The sequence below is a fragment of the Candidatus Hinthialibacter antarcticus genome (assembly GCA_030765645.1).
Lineage (GTDB): Bacteria > Hinthialibacterota > Hinthialibacteria > Hinthialibacterales > Hinthialibacteraceae > Hinthialibacter > Hinthialibacter antarcticus.
The window spans coordinates 86102-108329 of the sequence record JAVCCE010000073.1 but is presented as its reverse complement, the minus strand read 5'-3'; the positions used below and the strand labels follow the sequence as shown (position 1 = coordinate 108329).

18 protein-coding genes are annotated in these 22228 nt (G+C 51.9%); 5 read left to right on the top strand and 13 right to left on the bottom strand.

Annotation, left to right across the window (positions count from 1 at the left end; all coding sequences use genetic code 11):
• Nucleotides 1–111: 111 nt before the first annotated feature.
• Both P9L94_18835 and P9L94_18830 read left to right on the top strand, forming a co-directional pair.
• On the top strand, nucleotides 112–615 hold the full coding sequence (locus P9L94_18835) for an Rrf2 family transcriptional regulator (protein MDP8246146.1): 504 nt from the start codon (nucleotides 112–114) through the stop codon (nucleotides 613–615).
• A gap of 94 nt (nucleotides 616–709) precedes the next feature.
• Nucleotides 710–2338 carry a sigma-70 family RNA polymerase sigma factor gene (locus P9L94_18830; GenBank protein MDP8246145.1) on the top strand — a complete coding sequence of 543 codons (1629 nt, stop codon included), beginning with the start codon at nucleotides 710–712 and terminating at the stop codon, nucleotides 2336–2338.
• 37 nt (nucleotides 2339–2375) lie between these two features.
• On the opposite strand, the gene P9L94_18825 is transcribed toward P9L94_18830, so the two are convergent.
• The 5 genes from P9L94_18825 to P9L94_18805 form a co-directional block, all read right to left on the bottom strand.
• Nucleotides 2376–2741 carry a hypothetical protein gene (locus P9L94_18825; GenBank protein MDP8246144.1) on the bottom strand — a complete coding sequence of 122 codons (366 nt, stop codon included), beginning with the start codon at nucleotides 2739–2741 and terminating at the stop codon, nucleotides 2376–2378.
• A 13-nt stretch (nucleotides 2742–2754) separates the two neighbouring features.
• Nucleotides 2755–3324 (bottom strand): Uma2 family endonuclease, encoded by a 570-nt coding sequence (locus tag P9L94_18820; protein ID MDP8246143.1) that lies wholly within the window; start codon nucleotides 3322–3324, stop codon nucleotides 2755–2757.
• Between the two features lie 104 nt (nucleotides 3325–3428).
• Nucleotides 3429–4175, bottom strand: coding sequence for a succinate dehydrogenase iron-sulfur subunit (gene sdhB / locus P9L94_18815; protein MDP8246142.1), 747 nt, complete (start codon nucleotides 4173–4175; stop codon nucleotides 3429–3431).
• A gap of 77 nt (nucleotides 4176–4252) precedes the next feature.
• Entirely contained in the window at nucleotides 4253–6124 is a 1872-nt protein-coding gene (gene sdhA / locus P9L94_18810) for a succinate dehydrogenase flavoprotein subunit (GenBank protein ID MDP8246141.1), read from the bottom strand.
• A gap of 27 nt (nucleotides 6125–6151) precedes the next feature.
• Entirely contained in the window at nucleotides 6152–6787 is a 636-nt protein-coding gene (locus tag P9L94_18805; protein MDP8246140.1) for a hypothetical protein, read from the bottom strand.
• A gap of 313 nt (nucleotides 6788–7100) precedes the next feature.
• On the opposite strand from P9L94_18805, the gene P9L94_18800 reads away from it, so the two are divergent.
• Entirely contained in the window at nucleotides 7101–7775 is a 675-nt protein-coding gene (locus P9L94_18800) for a hypothetical protein (protein ID MDP8246139.1), read from the top strand.
• A gap of 434 nt (nucleotides 7776–8209) precedes the next feature.
• Here the strand turns inward: P9L94_18800 and gatB are convergent, their stop codons facing one another.
• Nucleotides 8210–9649 (bottom strand): Asp-tRNA(Asn)/Glu-tRNA(Gln) amidotransferase subunit GatB, encoded by a 1440-nt coding sequence (gene gatB / locus P9L94_18795; protein MDP8246138.1) that lies wholly within the window; start codon nucleotides 9647–9649, stop codon nucleotides 8210–8212.
• Nucleotides 9650–9755: 106 nt separating this feature from the next.
• On the opposite strand from gatB, the gene P9L94_18790 reads away from it, so the two are divergent.
• Together P9L94_18790 and metG are read left to right on the top strand one after the other, a co-directional pair.
• On the top strand, nucleotides 9756–12578 hold the full coding sequence (locus P9L94_18790) for a hypothetical protein (GenBank protein MDP8246137.1): 2823 nt from the start codon (nucleotides 9756–9758) through the stop codon (nucleotides 12576–12578).
• 138 nt (nucleotides 12579–12716) lie between these two features.
• Complete coding sequence (gene metG, locus P9L94_18785; protein ID MDP8246136.1) at nucleotides 12717–14225, top strand: methionine--tRNA ligase; 1509 nt, start codon at nucleotides 12717–12719, stop codon at nucleotides 14223–14225.
• Nucleotides 14226–14302: 77 nt separating this feature from the next.
• On the opposite strand, the gene P9L94_18780 is transcribed toward metG, so the two are convergent.
• From P9L94_18780 to hisH, 7 genes are all read right to left on the bottom strand, one after another.
• Entirely contained in the window at nucleotides 14303–15475 is a 1173-nt protein-coding gene (locus P9L94_18780) for a hypothetical protein (GenBank protein MDP8246135.1), read from the bottom strand.
• A 145-nt stretch (nucleotides 15476–15620) separates the two neighbouring features.
• The gene (locus tag P9L94_18775) at nucleotides 15621–17948 is read right to left on the bottom strand and encodes a glycoside hydrolase family 127 protein (GenBank protein ID MDP8246134.1); all 2328 of its coding nucleotides are present in this window, start codon (nucleotides 17946–17948) and stop codon (nucleotides 15621–15623) included.
• A 123-nt stretch (nucleotides 17949–18071) separates the two neighbouring features.
• A complete protein-coding gene (locus P9L94_18770; protein MDP8246133.1) occupies nucleotides 18072–18278 on the bottom strand; it encodes a hypothetical protein in 207 nt (68 codons plus the stop codon).
• A 74-nt stretch (nucleotides 18279–18352) separates the two neighbouring features.
• The gene (locus P9L94_18765; protein ID MDP8246132.1) at nucleotides 18353–19366 is read right to left on the bottom strand and encodes a hypothetical protein; all 1014 of its coding nucleotides are present in this window, start codon (nucleotides 19364–19366) and stop codon (nucleotides 18353–18355) included.
• A 29-nt stretch (nucleotides 19367–19395) separates the two neighbouring features.
• Nucleotides 19396–20772 (bottom strand): hypothetical protein, encoded by a 1377-nt coding sequence (locus P9L94_18760; GenBank protein MDP8246131.1) that lies wholly within the window; start codon nucleotides 20770–20772, stop codon nucleotides 19396–19398.
• A gap of 24 nt (nucleotides 20773–20796) precedes the next feature.
• Nucleotides 20797–21573: an imidazole glycerol phosphate synthase subunit HisF gene (gene hisF / locus P9L94_18755; GenBank protein MDP8246130.1), complete on the bottom strand. Its 777-nt coding sequence runs from the start codon at nucleotides 21571–21573 to the stop codon at nucleotides 20797–20799.
• Nucleotides 21574–21585: 12 nt separating this feature from the next.
• Nucleotides 21586–22212 (bottom strand): imidazole glycerol phosphate synthase subunit HisH, encoded by a 627-nt coding sequence (gene hisH, locus P9L94_18750; protein MDP8246129.1) that lies wholly within the window; start codon nucleotides 22210–22212, stop codon nucleotides 21586–21588.
• Nucleotides 22213–22228 lie beyond the last annotated feature (16 nt).

The following is a 22228-nucleotide window of genomic DNA, read 5'->3' as shown; positions in this document are numbered from 1 at the left end:
GGATTATTCCCTCATCTTTGCCAGCCATCAAGTTGTCTCCAAGCGTATTTTCATCTAGGATGGCGTCTAAAAACCAGACAACCATTGTCATCTTAAATTAGGAATAGTTCGATGAGGTTTACACAAAGTGTTGATATGGCTCTGCACGCCCTATGGTATATGGCGCGCAACGACAATCAGCAACCCATACAAATAAAAGACTTAGCCAAAAGCGTTCATGCGTCGGAAACCTATTTAGCGCGTGTGATGCACTGGCTAACCAAGTCAGGAATTCTAAAGTCGATCCGAGGCAAAAAAGGCGGTTTCGTCTTTAAACGTCCTCCCGGAGAAATCACCATCGCCGACATCGTAATGGCGATAGACACCGACGCCGCGCAATATACCTGCCTTTGGGAAGAACGCGGTTGCGAGATGCAAGACGGTTGCTCACTCGTGAACCTGTTTCATGAAGCGCAACAGAGCATGTTAGATGTATTGCGGCGAATGACCATCGCAGATATTGCGAATGACTCAAGCGGGTCGCATGGTAGCTCGAAATGGCTGGCGCCAAAAGACGATGGACTCAACGTGCTCCAGCCATCTTGCAGGCCTGCCGCCAACTCAGTCGTAGCGTAATCAATTTCAGTTCCATTCGTTAGTTTGGTTGAGGGAAACGAAGCGAACGAGAACGAATTTTCTGAATCCATGTTTCAAGAAGGAGAAGGCTGCAATGACGTTTAGTCTAGCGAGCACCAGCCTGTACAAAGACGAAGATTTCTTAGATGACGAATCAATCAATTTCACCCTAGAAGTTGACGAGGAAGAAGAACAACTTTTTCTCCCGTCTATCGCCCGTCCGGTTGAAGGTGAATTGGATAGCAAGGCGCTTCGCAATTCCCGGCGAGCCGCCCATAACAGTTTGCGTCTCTATCTTCGTGAAATCGGCAGTATCCCTCTTCTCACAAAAGAAGACGAACAAGAAATTTCTCAACGCATGCAAGATGGCCGCAAAAAAATCTGCATCGGCGTTGTCCGTAGCGTACAGGCTGTCGAATTTCTGCAAGCAATCGTTGAAGGCATCAAAAAAGGCAAGCGCCGCCTCGACGTTGTAATGAACTCCGTGCCGGAAAACGCCAAAACCGAGCGCGAAGTCAATCGCTTCATCGGCGGCTTAAAGCGTAAACTGGACCGCGTACACACGAAGACGCTTAAAGCCATCGAAATCATGACCAAAAATCCTGACGAATCGAGAGAACTCTTTGAGAAAGCGGGCGAAGACCTCTATAAAATCGCCTTCGCTCCCGAAACCGTTCAGGAATCCGCCGACGACCTCAAGCGCCGCGCCTTTCGCGCCGACCGCGCCATCAAAGAGTGCGAGCGTATCGAAAACCTGTTTAAACTCACGCCGAAACAGTCGGACCGTTTGGCGTCAAAAGATAAACACACCGACAAATCGATCCGCCAGTTGTGCATGGTTTCTCATTTAAAAAAAGAAGACGTGCACAAAGAGATCAAAAAACTGACGGACTCGAAAGACATTTTGCAATCGCTTTTTGACGCAAACGACGATCCTTATCGTTTGTTCCGCGCGGTCAAGATTATCCGCAAGGGCGAAAAAGAAGCACAACGCGCCAAGATGGATTTGGTGCGCGCCAACTTACGTTTGGTGGTTTCGGTCGCCAAAGGCTTTCGCCATCGCGGCGTCCACCTGCTCGACTTGATCCAAGAGGGCAACATCGGCCTGATGCGCGCGGCGGAGAAATTCGACCACCTGCTCGGCTTTAAGTTCAGCACCTACGCCACTTGGTGGATTCGCCAGGCGATTTCCCGCGCCTGCGCCAGCCAGGCCCACGACATCCGCATCCCGGTCGGGCTGCAGGGCACATGGCACCGCATCATTAAGGCGTCGGAAGAATTACAACAAGAGTTGGGCCGCGAAGCCACGCCGGAAGAAATTTCAAACCGCGTCGACATCCCGGTAAAGAAATACATGAAACTCGCCCGCGTCGTTCAACGCGCCGTCTCGTTAGAAACGCCGATTAATGAAAGCGAAGATAGTTTTCTCGGCGACTTCATTGAAGACGGGTCGATCAGTTCTCCGGTTGATGAAGCCAGCCATGCCTCGCTTGAAGGCGAGATTGAACAAGCGCTGGAAACACTCACCGAGCGTGAAGAAGCGGTACTTCGTCTTCGCTATGGTCTAGATGACGGGCAACCCCGCAAGTTGGAAGAAGTGGGCAACCGCTTCGGCATCACCCGCGAACGCGTCCGCCAGATTGAAACCAAAGCGATCCGTAAGTTGCGCCACCCCTTACGCGCACAACGGTTGAAAGGTTTTCTCGACGGCTTGGCGGGATAACATCAAATCTGCATAGACAAAACAAAAACGGGGCTGATTATTCGGCCCCGTTTTCTTTTATATCGCTCACTTCATCACGACCTTCAGGCGCCGTTTGACATTTTGAACGCACCCAATCAATTACAAGCCCAAGCAAAAACCCCAAAAATAGATACTTCACCGCGCCCGCCATCGGCGTCAATGAATAAGGCGGAAGCGTGAGTGGAAAATGGACGATGGAATAACAAAACCGCGCCAACGCGCCGCCTGATGTTTCTGCATCCAGCCAGCCAGCAATCCCCGCAACGCGCATGAACCACATCGCCGGCCAGAATAGGAGAAAGAACAAGAGACCCAGGCGTATGGCCCACAGGCGGATCAGTTGTTGGATTTTTGATGGTTCAAACGGGCAGCCATTCGTCATTGTACGTGGTCCATCATGATGAAGCGATTTTTGCAAACACTTCATCAACCCTCGCCTCAAACAAGGGCAACAAATAGCTAACTGCTGAGCCGGAAAGTGAAGTCTGTTTAAGAGTCAATACATTATCTTCAAAGCAATAGACTTCGATACTCCGGGCTTCGGGGTCGATAATCCAATATTCTTTCACGCCATGTCGCGAGTAGAGTTTTAATTTCAGATCGCGGTCTCTTTCAATGGATGAAGGAGATAGTATTTCACAAACCCAATCTGGCGCGCCTTGAACATTGGCTTCGGTAACAATTGATTTTCGTTCGTTTGTAATAAATAAAAGGTCGGGCTGAACAATGTCGTGTTCTGACAACACAACATCAACAGGAGCGATCCACGCTTCTCCAATGGGTGATTTCTTAAGATAATCAACCATTAGCACATAAAGTTTTCCAATAATCTTCTGGTGGCGGGTCAGGGGCGCAGGTACCATGTATGCGTCTCCATTGATGATTTCATAGCGCTTATCTTCAGGAAACAGGCAGTAATCCTGGTAGGTATATTTCAGTTCTTCTTTGACGGCGTGCTCTGTCATCGGCTTTTCCTACACAAAAGTTATTTCTCATTATAGCAGAAACGGCCTGCCCTTTGGCAAGCCGTTTTTTTCTGTTGTATTCAGAATTGAAAGAAAAATTAGTTCTATTTCAAAAACATATTTTTCAGCGCTTGCTTTAATGTGTCCTTATTCAACGCCGCAATCGAACGCGTTAGCGGAATATCTTTCGGACAAACCCGGACGCAATTTTGCGCGTTGCCGCATTCATGAATGCCGCCTTCTTCCATCAACGTGTTGAGACGGTCTTCTTCTTCAAATTTACCGGCCTTGTTACGGTTGAACAAAAACGTTTGTCCGATGGCGGCAGGCCCAACAAACGTGTTTTCGCTGGTGTATTGCGGGCACGCATCCACGCAGCAACCGCACGTCATGCAACGGGAAAATTCGTAGAGCTCTTGTTGTTGTTTGGGCGGTTGTTTTTCCGCCGGGCCAAGGTTGTAAGTACCATCTACCGTCACCCAGGCTTTGACGCGCTTCATGGCTTCAAACATGCGGGCGCGATCAACCACCAAGTCGCGCACAACAGGAAATTTGCGCATCGGCTCTAAAATAATGGGTTGTTCTAATTTATCAACAAGTGCGCTGCATGATTGCCGAACATGACCGTTGATTACCATTGTACATGCGCCGCACACCTCTTCGAGGCAGCTGCAGTCCCACGAAACCGGCGTGGTTTTGCGCCCGTCCGCATCGGTCGGGTTGCGCTGGATTTCCTGCAAAATGGTAATGACGTTCATGCCGTATTGATACGGGACATGGAACTTTTGCCAGTACGGTTCCTTGCCTGCCCCGTCTTGCCGCTTGACATGGACTTCAACTGTCGACGACATGTAACAACCTCCGATAGTTCTCTCTCAATAAGTGTAGCCGCGCTGGCGCAGCTGCGTCTAATAACTTTCGGCGAAAATCAGTCGTAACGCCGGGGCACAGGCTTGATGATGCTTGTATCTATCGCTTCGTACGAAATCTGCGGCCCATCTGGTGAATGTTCTGCAATGGTCGTCTTCAACCATTCGTCATTCTGCTTGTTCCACTTGGTCATGTATTCTTGATATTCAGGCGAATTTTGGTCTTTGGGCTGCTCAAGTTTAAATTCAGGTTTCAGGTGGCTGCCTCGGCACTCATCACGCAACAACGCGCCCTTGTTGACCACCTTGGCGAGTTCGATCATGTTCCACAATTGGTTTACGAACAACGCCGACTGGTTGCGCGTCTGACCGGAATCCAAAACGCTGCACTGCTTCCAACGGTCGCTGCAATCGTTTAGGTACTGAACATTTTCTTCGAGGTCTTTGTTTTCACGAACAATGGTACAGCGGCGAATCATCGTCTCGCCCATTTCCTGGTGCAACTTAAACGGATTCTCTTCGCCTTCCATTTTCAAAATAGAAGCGAAACGGTCGCGCCATTTCTGTTCGGCCTCCGCATAAATCGAACTGGGCTTATCGTCCGCCGAGCCGTTAAGGTTCTTGCTGTATTCTACCATAGCCGGTCCGCCGACCATGCCGGAGAAGATGCAAGACAACAGCGCGTTCGCCCCCAGGCGGTTGGCGCCGTGGTACTGATATTCACATTCGCCCATCGCGTACAAACCAGGGACGTTGGTCATGTGAACCCGTGGGCTTTTGCGGTCTAACATGCCGTCATCGGTGCGCTCGTAATCGACCCACAAGCCGCCCATGCTGTAATGCACCGCCGGGAAAATCTTCATCGGAAGATCGCGCGGATCGTCGCCGACAAACTTCTCGTAGATTTCCATGATGCCGAATAATTTGCGGTCGAGCTCTTCACGGGGGATATGGGTCAGGTCGAGAAAGACCATATTGCCGCCGCCAACGCCGTAGCCTTCGTTGACGCAGATGTTATAGATTTCCTGCGCAGCAATGTCACGCGGAACTAAATTGCCGAAGCGCGGATATTTTTCTTCGAGAAAATACCAGCGTTCGCTATCGGGAATCTCACTGGCGCTGCGGGTATCGTCTTTTTTCTTGGGAACCCACACCCGACCGCCTTCGCCGCGCGCGGATTCTGACATCAGCCGCAGTTTGTCGGTGCCGGGAATCGCCGTGGGGTGAATCTGGACAAATTCGCCGTTGGCGTATTTCACGCCTTCTTGATAGGCGGATGAGACCGCGCTGCCAGTGTTAATGGTCGAGTTGGTCGAACGCCCAAACACCATGCCGGGGCCGCCGGTCGCTAGCGAGACCGCATCGCCTTTGAACGATTTGATCTCTAGCGTGTTCATATCAACGGCGACGATGCCGCAGCATGAGCCGTCTGAATCTTTGACCATGCCGAGGTATTCAAAGCCTTCGTATTTTTTGACTAAGCCTTCGACTTCATACCGCCGCACTTGTTCATCGAGGGCGTATAACAATTGTTGGCCCGTCGTCGCGCCGCTGAATGCGGTGCGGTGATGCAGCGTCCCGCCAAATCGGCGAAAATCTAACATGCCTTCGGCGGTGCGGTTGAAGGTCACGCCCATGCGGTCCATCAGGTAAATCACCGCAGGCGCGTTGTAGCACATATCCTTACAGAACGCCTGATGGGCGATGAAGTCGCCGCCTTTGACGGTATCGTAGAAATGAATGTCCGGCGAATCGCCTTCGCCCTTGGTGTTAACGGCGCCGTTGATGCCGCCCTGGGCGCAGACGGAGTGCGACCGTTTCACGGGGACAATCGAAAATAGATCGACCTTGTGTCCGGCTTCCGCCAATTTAATAACCGTCATCAAACCAGCGAGTCCGCCGCCGACAACGATGAAACGCGACTGAGCCATGATCGCAACGCTCCCTTTGTTTGTAGATTACGCGGTTGAAAAGGCGTATAGCGAAGCCATAAAGAACGAGAAAATGCCCACGCCAATCGCGGCGCAAACATAGGCCGAAACGGTTTGAGCGCGTTCGCCCACCGTCAGCCCCCACTTAATGCCGAAGTTCCACAAGCCGTTCGCAAAGTGAAACGCGGTTGCACTGATCCCGATAAAGTAAAAGATCACATGCCAGAGTTCTTTTTGAAAATATTCCGCTACATAGCCGGATTCAATAATGTGCATATCGGTGGTGAATTTCCATTCGATACGCAACTTGTAGACGTGGTAGCCGATGAACACGATGGCGATGATGCCCGTCCATCGCTGCAGGGTGTAGAGCCAGTTGCGCCAGTAGCCGTAGTGTTGCACATTCGGTTCACAGAAAATCCAGATATAGAAACCAAGCAGCGCGTGAAGCAAAATCGGTACGCCGATCAAAAAAATCTCCATGAACAGAAGCAGCGGCAAACTGTTGATGAAGACGACGGCTTCGTCCCAATGCTCCATTCCCTGAAAAAAGGCAAGGCCGTTGGTCAAGCCGTGCTCAACAAAGAACGCGCCGACGGGAATGATGCCGAGTAAGGATTGGAATCGTCTAAGAAAAAACGGGGCGGGATTGGGTTCAGACATATCTGTTCCTCAAACACCTCTATCAGTTAGCCGCTCTTATTTTAGCAAGGCGGCGAAATTGCGTGACGTAGTCAACTTTGATTCGTTTTTGCATTGTATCTTGCCTTCAAGTCCGGCTAAAGTGTTAATCCGGCTAAATTAGTCAGTTTTCTAAGAGTTTTTTTTCAGCGGAAAGATAAAAGATAAAAAATACTTGCTTTGAGCGCACTATAGAAAGATAATAGTTTACTTAATAGATAAAATTTGTATTGGCTCACGATCTTTGGTACAGTACACAAAGCGGGGAATCAAACAAATAAAGGGAGAAGTTGAAATGAAAAAAGCATTGATGTTGGTATTGGCAGTCGGCCTCTGCGCCGTGATGTTTGCTCCGTCGTACGCCTCAGAAAAAGCGGTGTCGGATAATAGCGCTTCAATCAAAGCCGCATTGGCGAAAATAGAAAAACTGGAAACCCAGACCGTTTGCCCATTGAGCGGCAACGCGGTCAACGAAACAAGCGGTTATGTATTCATGGGTTATAACATCCGCACTTGCTGTGACGATTGCGCGGCTGGCGTCAAAAAAGACCCGCTGTCCGCCATTAAGGCCCTTCGCGCCAAAGGCCAAAACCCGGCGCTGGCTGAAGGCTATCATGTGCAGAAAAATTGCCCCATGTCTGGCAAAGCCGTTGTAGAAGGCATGTATGGCATCAAAGACAATATGTTGGTCACCCTGTGCTGCGCAGGTTGCAAGAAAGCCGTTGCCGAAGATATCAAAACCGTCAAAACCAAATTGAATGAAAGCAAAGCGGCCCCGGTCATTCTTACTCTCGACCAAACCTTATGCCCGATTTCAGGTCACGCGATTTCAAAGGAAGTTTCAGCAACCGCTAAAGGCAAGAAAGTCTATATGTGTTGCGCGGCGTGCGTCGACGCATTCAACGAAAAGCCTGACGAATTCTTACAAGCCATGGCTGACGAAGGCGTCGTTCCCGACAACGCCAGCTAAGCGATAAGTTCTTTAGAATACGAAAGCCCCATGCTTGATATAGGCATGGGGCTTTTTTTGTGGCGGCCTCGCGAAACCTGCCTGCGGCAGGCGAAGCAGCCCACCGCTAAATGATCCACATTTCAAGTAGGGTGGCGTTGAGCACAGCGAAACCCACCAATAAAATGATATCGAGATAGACATAAAAAACGAAACAAAACCCAATGGTGGGATTCATTCCCATTCATCCCACCCTACAGAGATTATGGATTATCAAAAGCAGATTTCAAGCATGCAGGAAAAGTAGTGCCTGGGTGGCGAGCCAAGGCGGAATGGAACGAACCTGCCTATGCCTACGGCAACCTGCCTGCCGCAGGCAGGGGTTCAGCGATAGATTCAGTGATGGATTAAGGCTCGCGGCGCTACAAGGTGCAACACAAAAAATGGCGAGGCCATTAACTGCGTAACTTCTTGTCAAATATTTCACGCACTTGTTCGGGGGCGGCTTGTCCCTTGCTTTTGCGCATGACCTGCCCCAGCAGGAAATTGAGCGCTTTGTCTTTGCCCTCTTTATACTCGCCCGCCGGGCCGGGGTTCTCCGCGATGACTTCTTCGATGAAGCCTTCGAGGGCGCCGCTGTCACTGACGACTTCGAGGCCTTTTTCTTTGACGATGGCGCCCGGCGTCTTGCCGGTTTCGAGCATGTCGCGGAACACTTTTTTGGCGATGTTCTGGTTGATCTTTCCGTCTTCAATTAGTTTGACGAGTTCCGCTAGATGTTCTGGTTTTACGGCGAGGTCATTGATGTCGCTGTCTTCGTCTTTCAACTCCGCCAGCAGGTAGGTCATGATCCAGTTGCTGAACGCCTTGGGGGCGTTGTGGGCTTTGCAGCATTCTTCAAAATAATTGGCGACGTTCTTGTCGGCGGCGAGTACGCCCGCGTCATATTCGGGCAGGCTATAATCCACCAAAAAGCGCTTGCGCTTGGCGTCGCGCAGCTCGGGCAGATGTGTTTGCAATTCGTCGAGATACGCCCGGTCTAACGCAACCGGCGGTAGGTCAGGCTCAGGAAAATAGCGGTAGTCTTTCGCGCCTTCTTTAACGCGCATGGAGCGGGTTTCGTTGCGGTCGTCATCCCACAGGCGGGTTTCTTGAATGACGCGCCCGCCGTCTTCGAGAATTTCGGTCTGACGTTCGACTTCATAATCAAACGCCCGCAGAACGGATTTGATCGAACCGACGTTTTTGATCTCAACCTTTGTACCGAACTCTTCCCTCCCTTCGGGACGCAGCGAGATGTTCAATTCAAAACGCAGCGAACCTTCCTGCATCTTGCAATCGCTGACTTCGAGATAGCGCAGCAGGCTGCGCATGGTTTCCATAAACACTTCGGATTCTTCGCGGCTGCGGATATCGGGTTGGCTGACAATTTCGAGCAGACTGGAACCGGCGCGGTTCAAGTCGACCAACGACACCCAGCGCCCGCCGCGTTTTTCGTGGATGAGTTTTCCTGCATCTTCTTCGAGGTGAATGTTGTGGATGCGGATGGTTTTCTCCACGCCGTCCGGCATGGTGATATTGATTTGACCGTCACGCGCCAGCGGCTCGTATTCTTGCGAGATTTGGTAGTTCTTCGGCAAGTCGGGGTAGTAATAGTGTTTGCGGTCGAACACGGTAATCTCAGGAATCGTACAGCCCATCGCCAGCGCAACTTTGAGCGAGAGTTCCATCGACGTTTTATTGAGCACAGGCAACGTCCCTGGAAGGCCCAGACAGACGGGGTTGACGTATTCATTGGGCTCGCCGCCGAATGCTTGCCGGGCGGCGCTAAATACTTTCGCTTTGCTTTCAAGTTCGACGTGAGTTTCAAAGCCGATTACGGGCTCATACTTCATGACGCGTTCCTCTAGGAAAAATTTCGTTTAGAATAGCCCGATTGTAGCAATACGGACTAAGACGCCGAAGGTAGGAGCGCCGATTGACGCAATGCGCTCATAAACCATGAATGAACTGCAGCCTCAAAATTTTGCGCCGTCGCCGCGCCGCTGGCCCTCGTTTCGTTTCGGAGCGGTGTTGTGTTTGCTTGCGCTCGCTTGGGGCGGACTGACCTATGCGCTCAATCAACCCACGGCGAACCCATTGTTCGGCGCGGCGGGCTTGGTCATGTTTCGTTCGACGGCGTCGTTGCTACTGCTCTTGATCGCCGCCATTGCCGTGATGACGAAGGCGGGCGCGAAAACCCAACAGCGAATGTTTTGCGCGTTGGAATGCGTTATTGTCGCGTCCTATATCATCTTAATGATTGCGGTGGATATCGACCCGCTATGGGACGGCATCCGCACGTCGGGCGACAACCTGCTTCATTACACCCTGGCGGCGCTCACCGAACAAAACCTGTGGAACCACGGCAGCCTGCGCGGTTGGAGTTCGGCGCTGGGCATGGGGTTCCCACTCAATGACCTCTACCCGCCCGGCGGCAACCTGCTGGTGATCGGGCTGCATATACTCACGCTTGGTTTGGCTTCATTGGAGCGAGTTTATTCAACCACTGTTTTTTTAGGATATCTCGGTTTTGCATTGCTGATGTACAAAGCGGCCCGAATGCACTTTGGTCGTCTTGCGGGCGCGGCGCTGTTGGCGCTGTTGTTTTTAGATCGCGGCGACTGGTATTTCAGCTGGCCCAGCGCACTCGACGGCGGCTTGTGGGCGATGCAACTCGGGCTGGGGCTGTGCGTAAACGCGTTCGCGTTGTTTGTCAGTCCGCGTTTTCCTAAGTCGCGATGGCAGGCGTTTGAGTTCATCATTTGCATCACTGCCAGCATTCTGTTGCATCCCTTTTATGTGTTTCTCAACGGACTGTGGCTGATCGTTTTTGTCTGGGCCCTCTGGGCGGGGCGAGGCTGGCGCGACCCATCTCGTATCGCGAATCCACTGCAACGCATGGCGTTCTTCTGCCTGGGATACGGCATGGCGGCGTTCTGGTGGCTGCCGTTTGCGCTGAGCCGCGATTGGATTTTCTCCTACGGTTATTGGGGGCGCTTCATGCCCGAACCGGGGCGCCTGATGCTCGAAGCGGCGTTCTTTCGCGAGGCGGCGCCGTACTTGTCGCTGTTTGGATTGGCCGCGCTGGCTTGGGGATTCGCATCGCGTAAATTGTGGATCGTTTGCTTCTCGGTTTTCATCTTGTTGAATTTATTTTTGGGAACCGAGCCGGCTCGCTATTTATTTTCATTCCATGCTTACAGTGATTTTTTCATTCACATGCAAACCGAACGCTTGTTCGCTGTCGCAAAAATCGGCTGCTTATTGCTAATGGCTTGCATGGTTGCCGCTTTATGGAAGCAATTGATCGTATCCGCGCACATCCAACGTTTATGGCGCGGCTTAAGCGAGTGGATTTGGCCTTCGATGCACCAAACGGGTTGGAAGAACTATGCAACAAAAGCGTTCACCGATGCGGGCGTTGTCGTCGGGCTGTTTCTGGTGCTGATGCCAGCGTGTTTGTTCACGGGCAATCTGGCGCAAGCGACCCTCTTTTGGGAAGTGCGCCCCTCGTTGAAACGCATCTATTCGATCCCCGGCGACGGCTTCTGGCAGCCATTTGAGGAATTCAAAACACATCTTGCTGAACAGGCGCCCTATCAGCCGGGCGCGTTGCTGGATGGTCCATTTCCACCAGGGCGCGCATTGACGCACATCGCCTGGCGTATGCCGTCCATCGCGGCGAAATCGCCAATCAGTTTGTTTGTGACAGGCTATCTCCCTGCGAACGTCCTTGGTACGCGGCCTCTGTATGCCGACGAATGGACTCTTGATCTGGCAGGCGTGAATTACTTTATCGAAGACAAAGACGCGCCCGACCCGGCGATCAATCAGAAACCAAATATGCAGCCCTGGTATGAAAACGAAAAACTGAAGGTCTACAAACGTACGCCGGGCATCGCGCATCCGTGGATTTTAAGCGGTTCGGGGACCGTTGAGCGTTTGCCGGATGAAGACGGAGCCTTACGCTTTCGTTTTGATGAGACCAACGAAACCTCATTTTTCCGGCTGGGAATCTCGGGCTACCGCAAATGGCAGGGGACGCTCAACAGCGGGCCGATTGATTTACTGTTGCCTGCGCGTTGGGGCGAGCCGGAAGAAGCCTGGAAGTTCATCGGGTTCCCCGCGAGTGACGGCGTGTTTGAGTTGCGATATCAAGCGCAATGGTTTGATACGGCGGCGCTGGCGTTCAGCGGCGTTTGTTTTGTGTTGACGGCGTTGCTGTTGTTAGTCGCGCCGCTGTACCGGACGCTGGTTTCAATACCCGCCCTATCTCACAAATTCGCAAATGTTATTCATCATACTGCGTCAGGCGTCTTGTTTATCGCTGCGCTGGCGCCGATTGGATTGATGCTTCAACCCGGCGCTCAGCCGTTTGCGCAATCGCTGCGCTTCATGGGAAATTACGTCGATCACGTTGGGACGCTGGGCGATCATCCCGACGGCAAGACGGATATGATTTTCATGCTGAAATTCACCCAGGAACCCGGACAACCCGCGATCAAATCTCTAAATCTAATCGGGCTGGATGAAACCGGCGCTGAGAAACCGGACATGCGCTTTTCAACCAAACATCCCCACCAGATGACCATTGGCGTGTTGGATATGCTGGGGCAGCGTTGCGAACAAGATGACGGCGCATTGAAACTGCCGCCGTCACGAAACCAACGCCTGCTGTTGTTTGTGCATAACATTTACGAAGGGCCGATTCCCATGCCGTTGCGCATGAAATGCGTGTTGGATTATGCGGACGGCTCATCCCGTGAGTTTGTCCTGCAATAATGCCGCGCGCGTTCGTTGTCTGTTCACGGCGGGGTGGGTAAGATAAAGAGAATGTGTTTAATGAGAATTTATTATCCACTCAGCGAGTAGGGTGGGTTCTTAACCCACCAGATACAACGATAACAGTTGGAGAATCGAATGAGCCAGGCTTTTTACATCACCACGGCGATCTCATACGTCAACGCCAAACCCCACATCGGACACGCCTACGAATTCATCGCGTCAGACGCGATTGCGCGCTACAAACGCATGCAGGGCATGGACGTGTTCTTTCTCTCCGGCGTCGACGAACACAGCGCCAAAGTCGAAAAAGCCGCCGCTGCGCAGGGGCTGCCGCCGCGCGAATATTGCGACCAGATGTCGGACGTGTTCCAGAACGTCCACAATAAATTAGGGACGCAACTGGACGGATTTATTCGTACCAGCGAACCGCGCCACCACGCAGCCGTCAAAGAGATGCTGCAGCGCTCGTATGACAACGGCGATATCTATAAAGGCTCCTATGCGGGCTGGTATGATTTGACCGCCGAAGCCTACGTCGCCGAGAGCGACCTCCCCGAGCCGGACAAACGACAGAACATTGAGTGGATCGAAGAAGAGAACTATTTCTTTAAACTCAGCGCCTATACCGAAAAACTCAAAGAGTTTTTCCAGGCGAACCCGCAGTTCGTCCAGCCCGACATTTACCGAAACGAAATGCTGGCGCTGCTCGACCGCGGCCTGCAAGACATCAGCATCTCACGCGCCACCACCACTTGGGGCGTACCGCTGCCATGGGACGAAAAGCACGTCGCCTACGTCTGGTTCGACGCGCTGACCAATTACCTGACCGGGATCGGCTACCCCAACGGCGGCAGCGACTTTGATAAATTCTGGCCCGCCGACGCACACATCATCGGCAAAGACATCAACCGCTTCCACTCGGTCTTCTGGCCCGCGATGTTAATGTCAGCCGGGGTCGAAGTCCCCAAGCAGGTTTTCGTACACGGCTTCATTTTTCACAAAGGCGAAAAGATGTCGAAGTCAATCGGCAACGTGGTTGATCCGATGGAACTGGTCGACGGTTACGGACGCGACCCGATGCGCTATTTTTTGCTGCGCGAAATCGCCTTCGGCAAAGACGGCGACTATTCAGAAGAATCGCTGTTTAACCGTTACAACGCCGACTTGGCGAATGACCTGGGCAACCTGTTTTCGCGGGTGTTGTCGATGATTAAAAAATACCGCGACTGCGTTGTTCCCAGCGCCGACGCCGACGATGAGGGCTTGTTTGCTTTGGCGAAGTCGGCCCGCGGGGAATACTGCGCGGCGATGGACGGCTTCATGCTGCATCAGGGGCTTGCCGCAATCTGGAAGGTCATTTCTGAAGGCAATAAGTACGTCGTCGAGAACGAGCCCTGGACGCTCGCCAAAGACGAAACCAAGGCCGCAAAACTCGACGCGGTTCTCTATAACCTTGCCGAGTCGCTGCGCTATGTGGCGCTGATGGTGTTTCCGTTCATGCCGGAGAAGTCGGCGGAAATGCTCGCCAGCCTGAGCTGCCCGATTGAGGGAACGCCCGCGCTTTCGGATTTAGACGGCGGTTCCGTCGCGGGCAAGACCGTCGTCCCCGGCGCGGTGCTCTTCCCCCGTTTGGAAAAAGAATAACCCGTTATCAATCTGAATTACGCACGCAAAATATTATAAGGGCATGGCAGGCGCTATGCCCTTTTTTATGTTCTCAATTATGGACTGACGGGCAAGCGGATTTCAAACCGCCGGATATACTGCCAATTGTATGATACATACTGATGGCACAGCCCCCATTTCAGGCCTTCCAGCGGGCTTTTATCTGTATCGAATGAACGCACCAGCCCCGCCGCCGGGGGGCCGAATTTAATGTGCGACATGATTTCAAAGTTAATGCCGTCCGGCGCCCACTGGATGGTATTTCGTTCCGGCCCGTCGGTAATGATTAAAGCGGCGACTCCTTCTTTATAAGGCCAGATGCACAGTTCATGTCCGCTATTGGTGATCGGGTTGTACTCTGATTTGATGTAAGGGCCTTCAGGTTTCTCAGCAATCGCAACGCCCCATTTAATTTCACGCCCGCCAAATGTTTTTCGTTCACCCATTCGCTCTCCCTTGTAATAGAGGTAGAACTGGTTGTTGTAATGAAGAAGCGTCGGGTCGTGGACCTTGTGGCTGTCGAAGTCGCCTTGCGTCTTTACGTTGAAGCGCGTGTCTTCTTCGCCAAGCCATTCGCCGTTATCCGCAGGAGAAAGAATCGGAGCGTCGAGACGTTTAAACGGCCCGGCGGGAGACCCGGCGATTGCCATTCCAATTTGGTTTTTGACGCGGTTTGCATAGGGCGCTTTGACGGTTTGGTAGACCAGATAATAGCGACCCTCATAAACCATGATTTCTGGAGTAAACACCGAGCGGTCGTCATAGGCGCCTTTGGGGCCAAGCCCTACAGCCTGGCCTTGTTCCGTCCAGTCCCACCCGTCTTTTGAAGACGCATACCAGACTTCGCTTTTGTCCCAGGGAAACACTTTGTTCTCAGGATCGCCTGTGCCAAAACCCGCTGTCTCGCCCGTTGATTTTGTGTAATACACATAATAGACGCCGTCGACTACAATCACGGCGCTGGGGTCGCGTCGGGTGACGCCTTCTTCATAGGCAAAGTCGCCTTTTAAGTCGTGAGTGGTGAATTCACAATACCATTCGGGGCCTTGCGCATAATTTCTTTCGATTGCGCGCTTCGACGCCGCACTTAGTTTTCCCTCTTTGGGAATCCCAAGGAATTCCCGGACGTTATCGTTTGCGTCTGATGCGCATTGTGCTTGGTCGGGCGCGGTCAAAGAAAATATAAAAACGAGTAGCAAGAGTATGATTGACTGAATGGGATATCGCATTGATTCATCCTGTTAAATTAATCTATTTTATTTTCAAAACAAGATAGCAACCATTGGTAAAAATTACCATGATCTCAATCGTGGTTCCGTCGCTTCGCCCCGCCCTGAACTGACGATTCAGCAATGCGGGGAAAGTTCACATTTCCTATTTCGTCTTCACCAGACGGCAGCCGAACAAGCCGCCTGCAAAATTGCCAGGATGCGCTTGGAACTTCACGGTGATTTTTTCTTTTTCTTTGCGTAATTCATCAGGAACCGGATACGCTACGTCGAAAAACTCGTCCGGCTTATTTCGCGCCAACGTCTGCTCGGCGATTTTGGTTCCATCAATCAGAATATCAAACGTGCGGTTGCCTGCGTCGTCGCCCCAATAGGTGCACACCAATTCGCAAGGTTCGTTCGCCGTTTTAAATTCAAACGAGAACCAACCGCCGTTATCGGCATGGCGCCACTTGCGCCCGAAGGCTTCGCCCGCGCTGGAATGTTCGCTCTGGAGATTGTGGTTGCGCTCCGGCTGCATTTCGCCAATGCGCATCACGTCCACCGTACGCGCTTCTAACTCGCGTAAGCGGTCTTGTTCAGCGCGATAGTCGGCTTCGTGCGCCTGCCATTCATCATCAGTAAACAGGTCCCAATACACGCCATAGCGGCGATGGTGCATTTTGTAGAACGGAACCAGCGTCAAATCGTCAGGGCGCCCGGCGCCGTTGGTTTGAAACGTCAGCGTCTTGCCAGAAACTTTTTTGACCCACTCATTGATTGAGCGCCCTTGCGCAGCGATGACCGGCGTCAATCCAGGCTCAGGCCCGGAGTCCGGCCCGAGATCGCCCGCCAGCAAAAGCGGGCCATAGAACAGCGCGACTCGAGTATCAACATCCGGCGTGGGCAAGGTATGAAGCGACATCGGAATGGTCACAACGACCTCATCGCCCACTTTCCAGGTTCGCGTAATCGAGGCGTAACCTTCGAGCGAACTCTCATACGAAGTCGGCCTGCCGTTCACTTCAACCTTGTAGCCCGACTCACACCAGCGGGGAACGCGAACGCGCAACGTCCACGGTTTTTCATTCGTCTTCGTGATTTTGAATGTGGTTTGTTCAGCCTCAGGGAAGGTGGTTTCCTGACGTAACTCGACGCCCTGCTCTTCCCAATTCAACACCGATGGAATAAACAAATTCACGAACAATTCATCTTTGCCATGAAAATAGATCCCTTCGGTATATCGCGCAGGATTTTCAATTCCCGACCCGACGCAGCACCAAAACGACTCAAACGGCGTCGAGTAAGTCTTGGCGCCGCCGACCTGCATGGGGATAAAATAACACATCATACCGTCGTCCGGGTTCTGCGCCGCGAGAATGTGGTTATACAGCGCCTGTTCGTAATAATCGGCATACCCCGCGTCCGCCGTCCAACTAAACAGATGGCGGGTGAGTTTGAGCATGTTGTATGTGTTGCAGGATTCAGACGAACTTGCGCTCAGGCGATGCGCTAACTGGTCGGCGGGGCCGAAGTGTTCGTGGTTGCTGTTGCCGCCGTTGGCGTAGGTGTGATGATGGACCACGCGGTCCCAGAAAAATTCCGCAATATCGCGGTCGGATTGATCTAAGGTATATTCATAGCGATGGGCAACGCCGATGATCTTGGGAATTTGCGTATTGGAATGTAGCCCCGGCAACTTAGCCTCGCCTCCCGCTAGCGGACCAAGCACCGCCTGATGATGAAAGCGCTTGGATAATTCCAAATAGCGCTCGTCGCCTGTGACGGCGTATAATTCAAGCATCGACTCGTTCATGCCGCCGTGTTCGCAAGCCAGCATTTTCTGAAATTGCTCATCGTTCAGGCCGGAGGTCACATCAATCGACCAATCGCCCATTTTTTTTGCAACCTCTAACGCTGTCTGATTGTCGCAATAGCGGTAGGCGTCAATCAGCCCCGCGAATTGTTTATGAAAGGTATACCACGGCACCCACGAACCATTCAGATCAAAACCCGCCGAGCGAACGTCCCCCTTGGCGACTTCTTCAAACACCTGTTTCCCCTCAGGGAACGCCGCCAGAAAACCCGACTCTGACTGACACGCGTTCAGTTCATCGACAATGTAATTGATGCGTTCTAAAAAGCGCTCGTCGCCCGCAGCGTAAAGTCGCGACGCAGCGGTCAAGAAATGGCCCAGCGTGTGCCCTGCCACGCCCATCGACTCCCAGCCGCCGTATTTCTTCGCCCTGGCGGGCAGGCCCGCATTCTCACGAAAACCCGCTAACAAGCGATCTGGTTCCAGGCGCAGCAGATACGCTGCGTCTAAATCACGGGCGTGAAGAAACGGGCCGTCTAATAGCTGTACGTTTTCAACAGAGAAAGGCTGAGCGCGTATCGTAAAATTCTTTTGAACACGAAATTCAGCGGATTCAGCAATCAGCGCAGAAACCGTAAGAATCGCAATCATACACACGAAGCGGGTTTGGCGTTTCATCGGTCGGCTCTCCTGAAATACAAGATGCACAATGAGCACACGCACCCATTGCTAGAATGTGATGGAGCAAAAATGACGGCGGGAAAAAAGCAGAAAAAATCACTTACCTAAAAAGAACAAAATCTACCAAAAATCAGCCATATCGTTGATAGGCTCCGACCAGCGTTTTGCGGTCAATAAACCCGGTTCTATATCAAAGGTAGACCAGTCCGACGGAATCTCAGGGTCTAGGCCGGGAACCAAGTCCGCCTGATATGACGAATGGGAACCCGTCGCGCATCCGCCCAGACTAAGCGTCGCGGCCAATATCATCAACAATAAAAAACGCATCTCAATTCCTCATGTTTTCATTTCATTAACCAACGGGCTGACGCGCTCTATTGTAACCAGTTTTACATTGAATCTCAGGCGGACGGCGCTGCAATTTGCGGAACAATGACTTCCGCCCCGATTTTTTCATAGACTTCGCGCAGCCGGTCTAACATCGCCTTGTCATCATAGACGCCAATCACCGCGCCGCCCGAGCCGGCGAATTTCGCCGAAGCGCCCACCAGCCGGGCGTACTTCACCAGATTCGTATCACTTTCACGCAAGCGGTACAGCGAAGAGCGCAAGTCGAAGTTCTGGTCCATCAATTCGCCCAGTTTATCTTTTTCGCCGTTTTTCAATGCGTCTTTGGCGTCTTCAGCGAATTGGGCGAATTTCTTCATCGCGTCAATAATTTCAGGGTCGCCCCGGTCAAACCGCTCGCGGATATTGTTATGAAACACCTCAGAGCCTTCGCCCAAACGGGTGTCATACGCGATAAAGAGAGGCGGTAACGACGCGGGGTCTAGCGGCTCATAAATACCGCTTCCGGTCGCTTCCATCCGCGCCCGGTCAAAGTCCATATACACCATCTTTTCATAAACCTGAATCACCCGGTCTTGCAATCCGGCGCCGATGCCCAGTTCATCGCGTTCGGCGCGTAAGATGATGTTTGGTTGAATTTCTTTTGGGATATCCACATGAAAAAAACACATCATGGCGCGCAGCGTGGCGGTAATAATGGCGCTCGAACCCGCCAGGCCCACTCGCGCGGGAATATTGGATTCATACTCAATCGTAAAATTGCGCAACGGGAGTTTGATATTGTTTTCAGCACAATATTCAGCGAAACATTTAATGATCGAACGGATCAGGCGAATGCCGCCGTAATAGCCGTAGAGTTTGACGCCTTCGCGCAAGTCGTCAATCGACGACCATACCGGCGCGTCTATCGAACTCTCTCGAATTTCGAGGTTCGCCGACGGGTAACACAAAACTCGAGCGCGAAAATTCCGAACGGAAATTGATATCGTTTTTCCAAAATAACCGTCGGACGGGTTCCCGATGAGTCCGGCGCGCGCATAAGCATAGGTTTCAATCATGTCCGGCATTGCTTCCCTCCCGCATTCTATTCGATCCCTTACTCGATTGACGGCAACTGAAACCACAATTGGTTGGTCACCCCAGGCTCGCTGTTCCAAAAACACGAGCGCCCCAACCCGGCCGGGCGTGGATTCACGTCCAATACCCACGCCTCGAAAATTTGATCCTCCGCTAGACTGAGGCGAAGGTCAACGCCTGCCGTTATCTGATCGCCAAACGCGCGGGCAGCCTGCACGGCGGCGAATTGAATATTTTTAAGCAAATCAGAACCAATCGCCGCGTTTCCGCCAACGCCTTCGACGAAATACTGGCCCAGCGACTTCCATTCTACAATATGCCCGCCTTGAGTTGGAGAGGCAATCACGGCGTTTTTTTCGGCAACTTGAATATACCCGCTTTCAGCAACTCCGTATATCACATTAACGCGTATATCAAACAATGCCTTCTCATAGGTTTCTTTGTGGACAAGATAAGCGCCTTCAATTCCACAGCGCAATAAAACATCATCTTTTTTTATAATGAGCTGAACATGTTCAAATAATTCGCCCTGATTGTCTGGCAGTCGAAACGCCTTCACGCCGCGACCTTCCGTCCCCCGGTTGGGCTGAGCCACCAGCAAAGCATTTTCGGGAGGAAGACCGTCCCAAAGATAGCGCAGCGCCTGCTGGATATCATCGCTGGAATGCTGTCCCCGTTTGATCAACGCCGCGCGGGGCGTTAAAACGCCGCGCCCCAGCCATTTCAAACAGCATTCATACTTATCATCCATGATCGAAGAAACGGGAAATGGATTTACTTCTTTAAGATTCAACGTCCTCAATCGCCGAGACGCCGCCTCATGCCCTTTCGGTGAAATACACAAGTAATGAACGCTGTCAAAACGCAACACGCATTCAAGCGGCGCTTCGATTAACTCATCTTGTTCAATTGAATAAAATGCCCCGCGAGCGATGCAGTTATCACCATCGAGCCAATCGACATGCGCAGCGATCACCAGGCGGCGCGCTTCACCATAGCGTTCGAGATCAGAGATATAAGAATCCAGCATTAAGGGAAACAGTTCGTTATACGCATTGGGGAGTTGCTCAAACAATAAACAATGCACTGTGTCGCAAACAGGAGGCGCGATAGGAATATGAGAAATACGCAAGGTTGGGTGCAACCGTTCGCTATAGAGTTCTTCGATCACGGTTTGTTTGATGCGCTCAAAAAACTGCCCATCAACTTCTTGGTCTCTGAGAATCGGACGCAACAAGGCGCCCGCCTCTTGATCGAGCCATTCTGAAATTTGATGTAGGGTTTGAGAATTTTTAGCGTGAATTTGATTGCGAAGTTCTGAAACACGACCAAACTTCGATTGGAGAGATTCAAGCAACGCCTGGCGGCACTGAGTCGATAACGACGGCCCATTCATGATTGATATGAGCCTCCCGCTGGTTTATGTTTTTCGGATCACAACGCCGCGCTTCTCGAGAAATTGCTTGACTTCGCCGATGGTATACGCCCCGTAGTGAATCATCGACGCAATGATCGCCGCATCCGCCTTGCCTTCGGTGAAGACTTTATAGAGATGCTCAGGCGTACCGCCGCCGCCGCTGGCGATGACAGGGATGCCGACCGCTTCGGCGCAAGCGCGCGTCAGTTCGATTTCATAGCCCTGTTTGGTGCCGTCGGCGTCAATACTGTTGACTACTAATTCACCCGCGCCCATTTCTTCGCCGCGCTTACACCACTCAATCGCGTCGATGCCCATTGGCTTGCGTCCGCCGTTGATAAAAATTTCGTAGCCGGACGGAATGGCGTCGCTTTTATCAACCTGCTTTACGTCCATGCTCAAAACGATGCACTGGCTGCCGAACGCATGAGCGCCCTGCGTAAGAATCTCAGGATTCAGCACGGCGGAAGAATTCAAACTGATTTTTTCCGCGCCAGCCATCAAGACGTTGCGCATGTCTTCCATCGTACGCAACCCACCGCCGACCGAATACGGAATAAAAATCTCTTCCGCCGTACGGCTCACCACTTCGATCATAATGTTGCGGGCTTCATTGCTGGCAGTGATGTCATAAAAGACGATCTCGTCGGCGCCGTCTTCATAATACTTCTTCGCCATCTCGACGGGATCGCCCAGATCAATATTATTTTTAAATTCGATCCCTTTGGTGACTTTGCCGTCACGGACGTCTAAACAAGGGATGATGCGCTTGGTTAACATACGATTGCGTCCTTACGACCAGTCTTCATTGCGGCAAAAATTCTTCAACATACGCAAACCGACCGGCCCGCTTTTTTCGAGGTGAAACTGGGTCGCGACGATGTTTTCCCGCGCGACCGCCGAGGAAAACCGTACGCCGTACTCGGTCTCGCCAATCACGACGTCCGGCTCAACCGGTTGGCAATAAAACGAATTCACAAAATATAAATCCGCTGGGTTGGGAACGGTTTCAAAAATTGGATGGGAGCGCGTCTGATGCACTTGGTTCCAGCCAATTTGAGGAATCTTGAGCGCTTCAGCGTCTTTCGTTTCAGGAAAGCGTCGAACAATGCCTTTTAAAATTCCCAGGCATTCGGTTTTATCTTCTTCGCTATAATCAAATAAAATTTGGATACCGATGCAAATCGCAAGGAAAGGCTTCTTTTGATTGACGACTTGGTCTTTGACAATTTTATCCAACCCGGTTTTTCGCAGCACATCCATCGAAGCGCCCGCCGCGCCGACGCCGGGAAATATGATCCGGTCTGACTTGTCAATCACGTTGAAATCCTGGGTGATTTCTGCATCGAAACCCAGAAAATTGACCGCGCGTTTCACGCTGGTGAGGTTGCCGCCTTCGTAGTCAATAATCGCAATCACGTGTTGATCCTCTGTA

What these genes read in the sequence shown, in the direction of transcription:
- P9L94_18835 (MDP8246146.1), top strand. Translation starts at nt 112, where the DNA reads ATGAGGTTTACACAAAGTGTTGATATGGCTCTGCACGCCCTATGGTAT.
- metG (MDP8246136.1), top strand. Translation starts at nt 12,717, where the DNA reads ATGAGCCAGGCTTTTTACATCACCACGGCGATCTCATACGTCAACGCC.
- P9L94_18775 (MDP8246134.1), bottom strand. Translation starts at nt 17,948, where the DNA reads ATGAAACGCCAAACCCGCTTCGTGTGTATGATTGCGATTCTTACGGTT.
- P9L94_18820 (MDP8246143.1), bottom strand. Translation starts at nt 3,324, where the DNA reads ATGACAGAGCACGCCGTCAAAGAAGAACTGAAATATACCTACCAGGAT.
- P9L94_18760 (MDP8246131.1), bottom strand. Translation starts at nt 20,772, where the DNA reads ATGAATGGGCCGTCGTTATCGACTCAGTGCCGCCAGGCGTTGCTTGAA.
- gatB (MDP8246138.1), bottom strand. Translation starts at nt 9,649, where the DNA reads ATGAAGTATGAGCCCGTAATCGGCTTTGAAACTCACGTCGAACTTGAA.
- P9L94_18825 (MDP8246144.1), bottom strand. Translation starts at nt 2,741, where the DNA reads ATGACGAATGGCTGCCCGTTTGAACCATCAAAAATCCAACAACTGATC.
- P9L94_18765 (MDP8246132.1), bottom strand. Translation starts at nt 19,366, where the DNA reads ATGCCGGACATGATTGAAACCTATGCTTATGCGCGCGCCGGACTCATC.
- P9L94_18780 (MDP8246135.1), bottom strand. Translation starts at nt 15,475, where the DNA reads ATGCGATATCCCATTCAGTCAATCATACTCTTGCTACTCGTTTTTATA.
- P9L94_18805 (MDP8246140.1), bottom strand. Translation starts at nt 6,787, where the DNA reads ATGTCTGAACCCAATCCCGCCCCGTTTTTTCTTAGACGATTCCAATCC.
- P9L94_18790 (MDP8246137.1), top strand. Translation starts at nt 9,756, where the DNA reads ATGAATGAACTGCAGCCTCAAAATTTTGCGCCGTCGCCGCGCCGCTGG.
- P9L94_18770 (MDP8246133.1), bottom strand. Translation starts at nt 18,278, where the DNA reads ATGCGTTTTTTATTGTTGATGATATTGGCCGCGACGCTTAGTCTGGGC.
- sdhB (MDP8246142.1), bottom strand. Translation starts at nt 4,175, where the DNA reads ATGTCGTCGACAGTTGAAGTCCATGTCAAGCGGCAAGACGGGGCAGGC.
- P9L94_18830 (MDP8246145.1), top strand. Translation starts at nt 710, where the DNA reads ATGACGTTTAGTCTAGCGAGCACCAGCCTGTACAAAGACGAAGATTTC.
- sdhA (MDP8246141.1), bottom strand. Translation starts at nt 6,124, where the DNA reads ATGGCTCAGTCGCGTTTCATCGTTGTCGGCGGCGGACTCGCTGGTTTG.
- hisF (MDP8246130.1), bottom strand. Translation starts at nt 21,573, where the DNA reads ATGTTAACCAAGCGCATCATCCCTTGTTTAGACGTCCGTGACGGCAAA.
- P9L94_18800 (MDP8246139.1), top strand. Translation starts at nt 7,101, where the DNA reads ATGAAAAAAGCATTGATGTTGGTATTGGCAGTCGGCCTCTGCGCCGTG.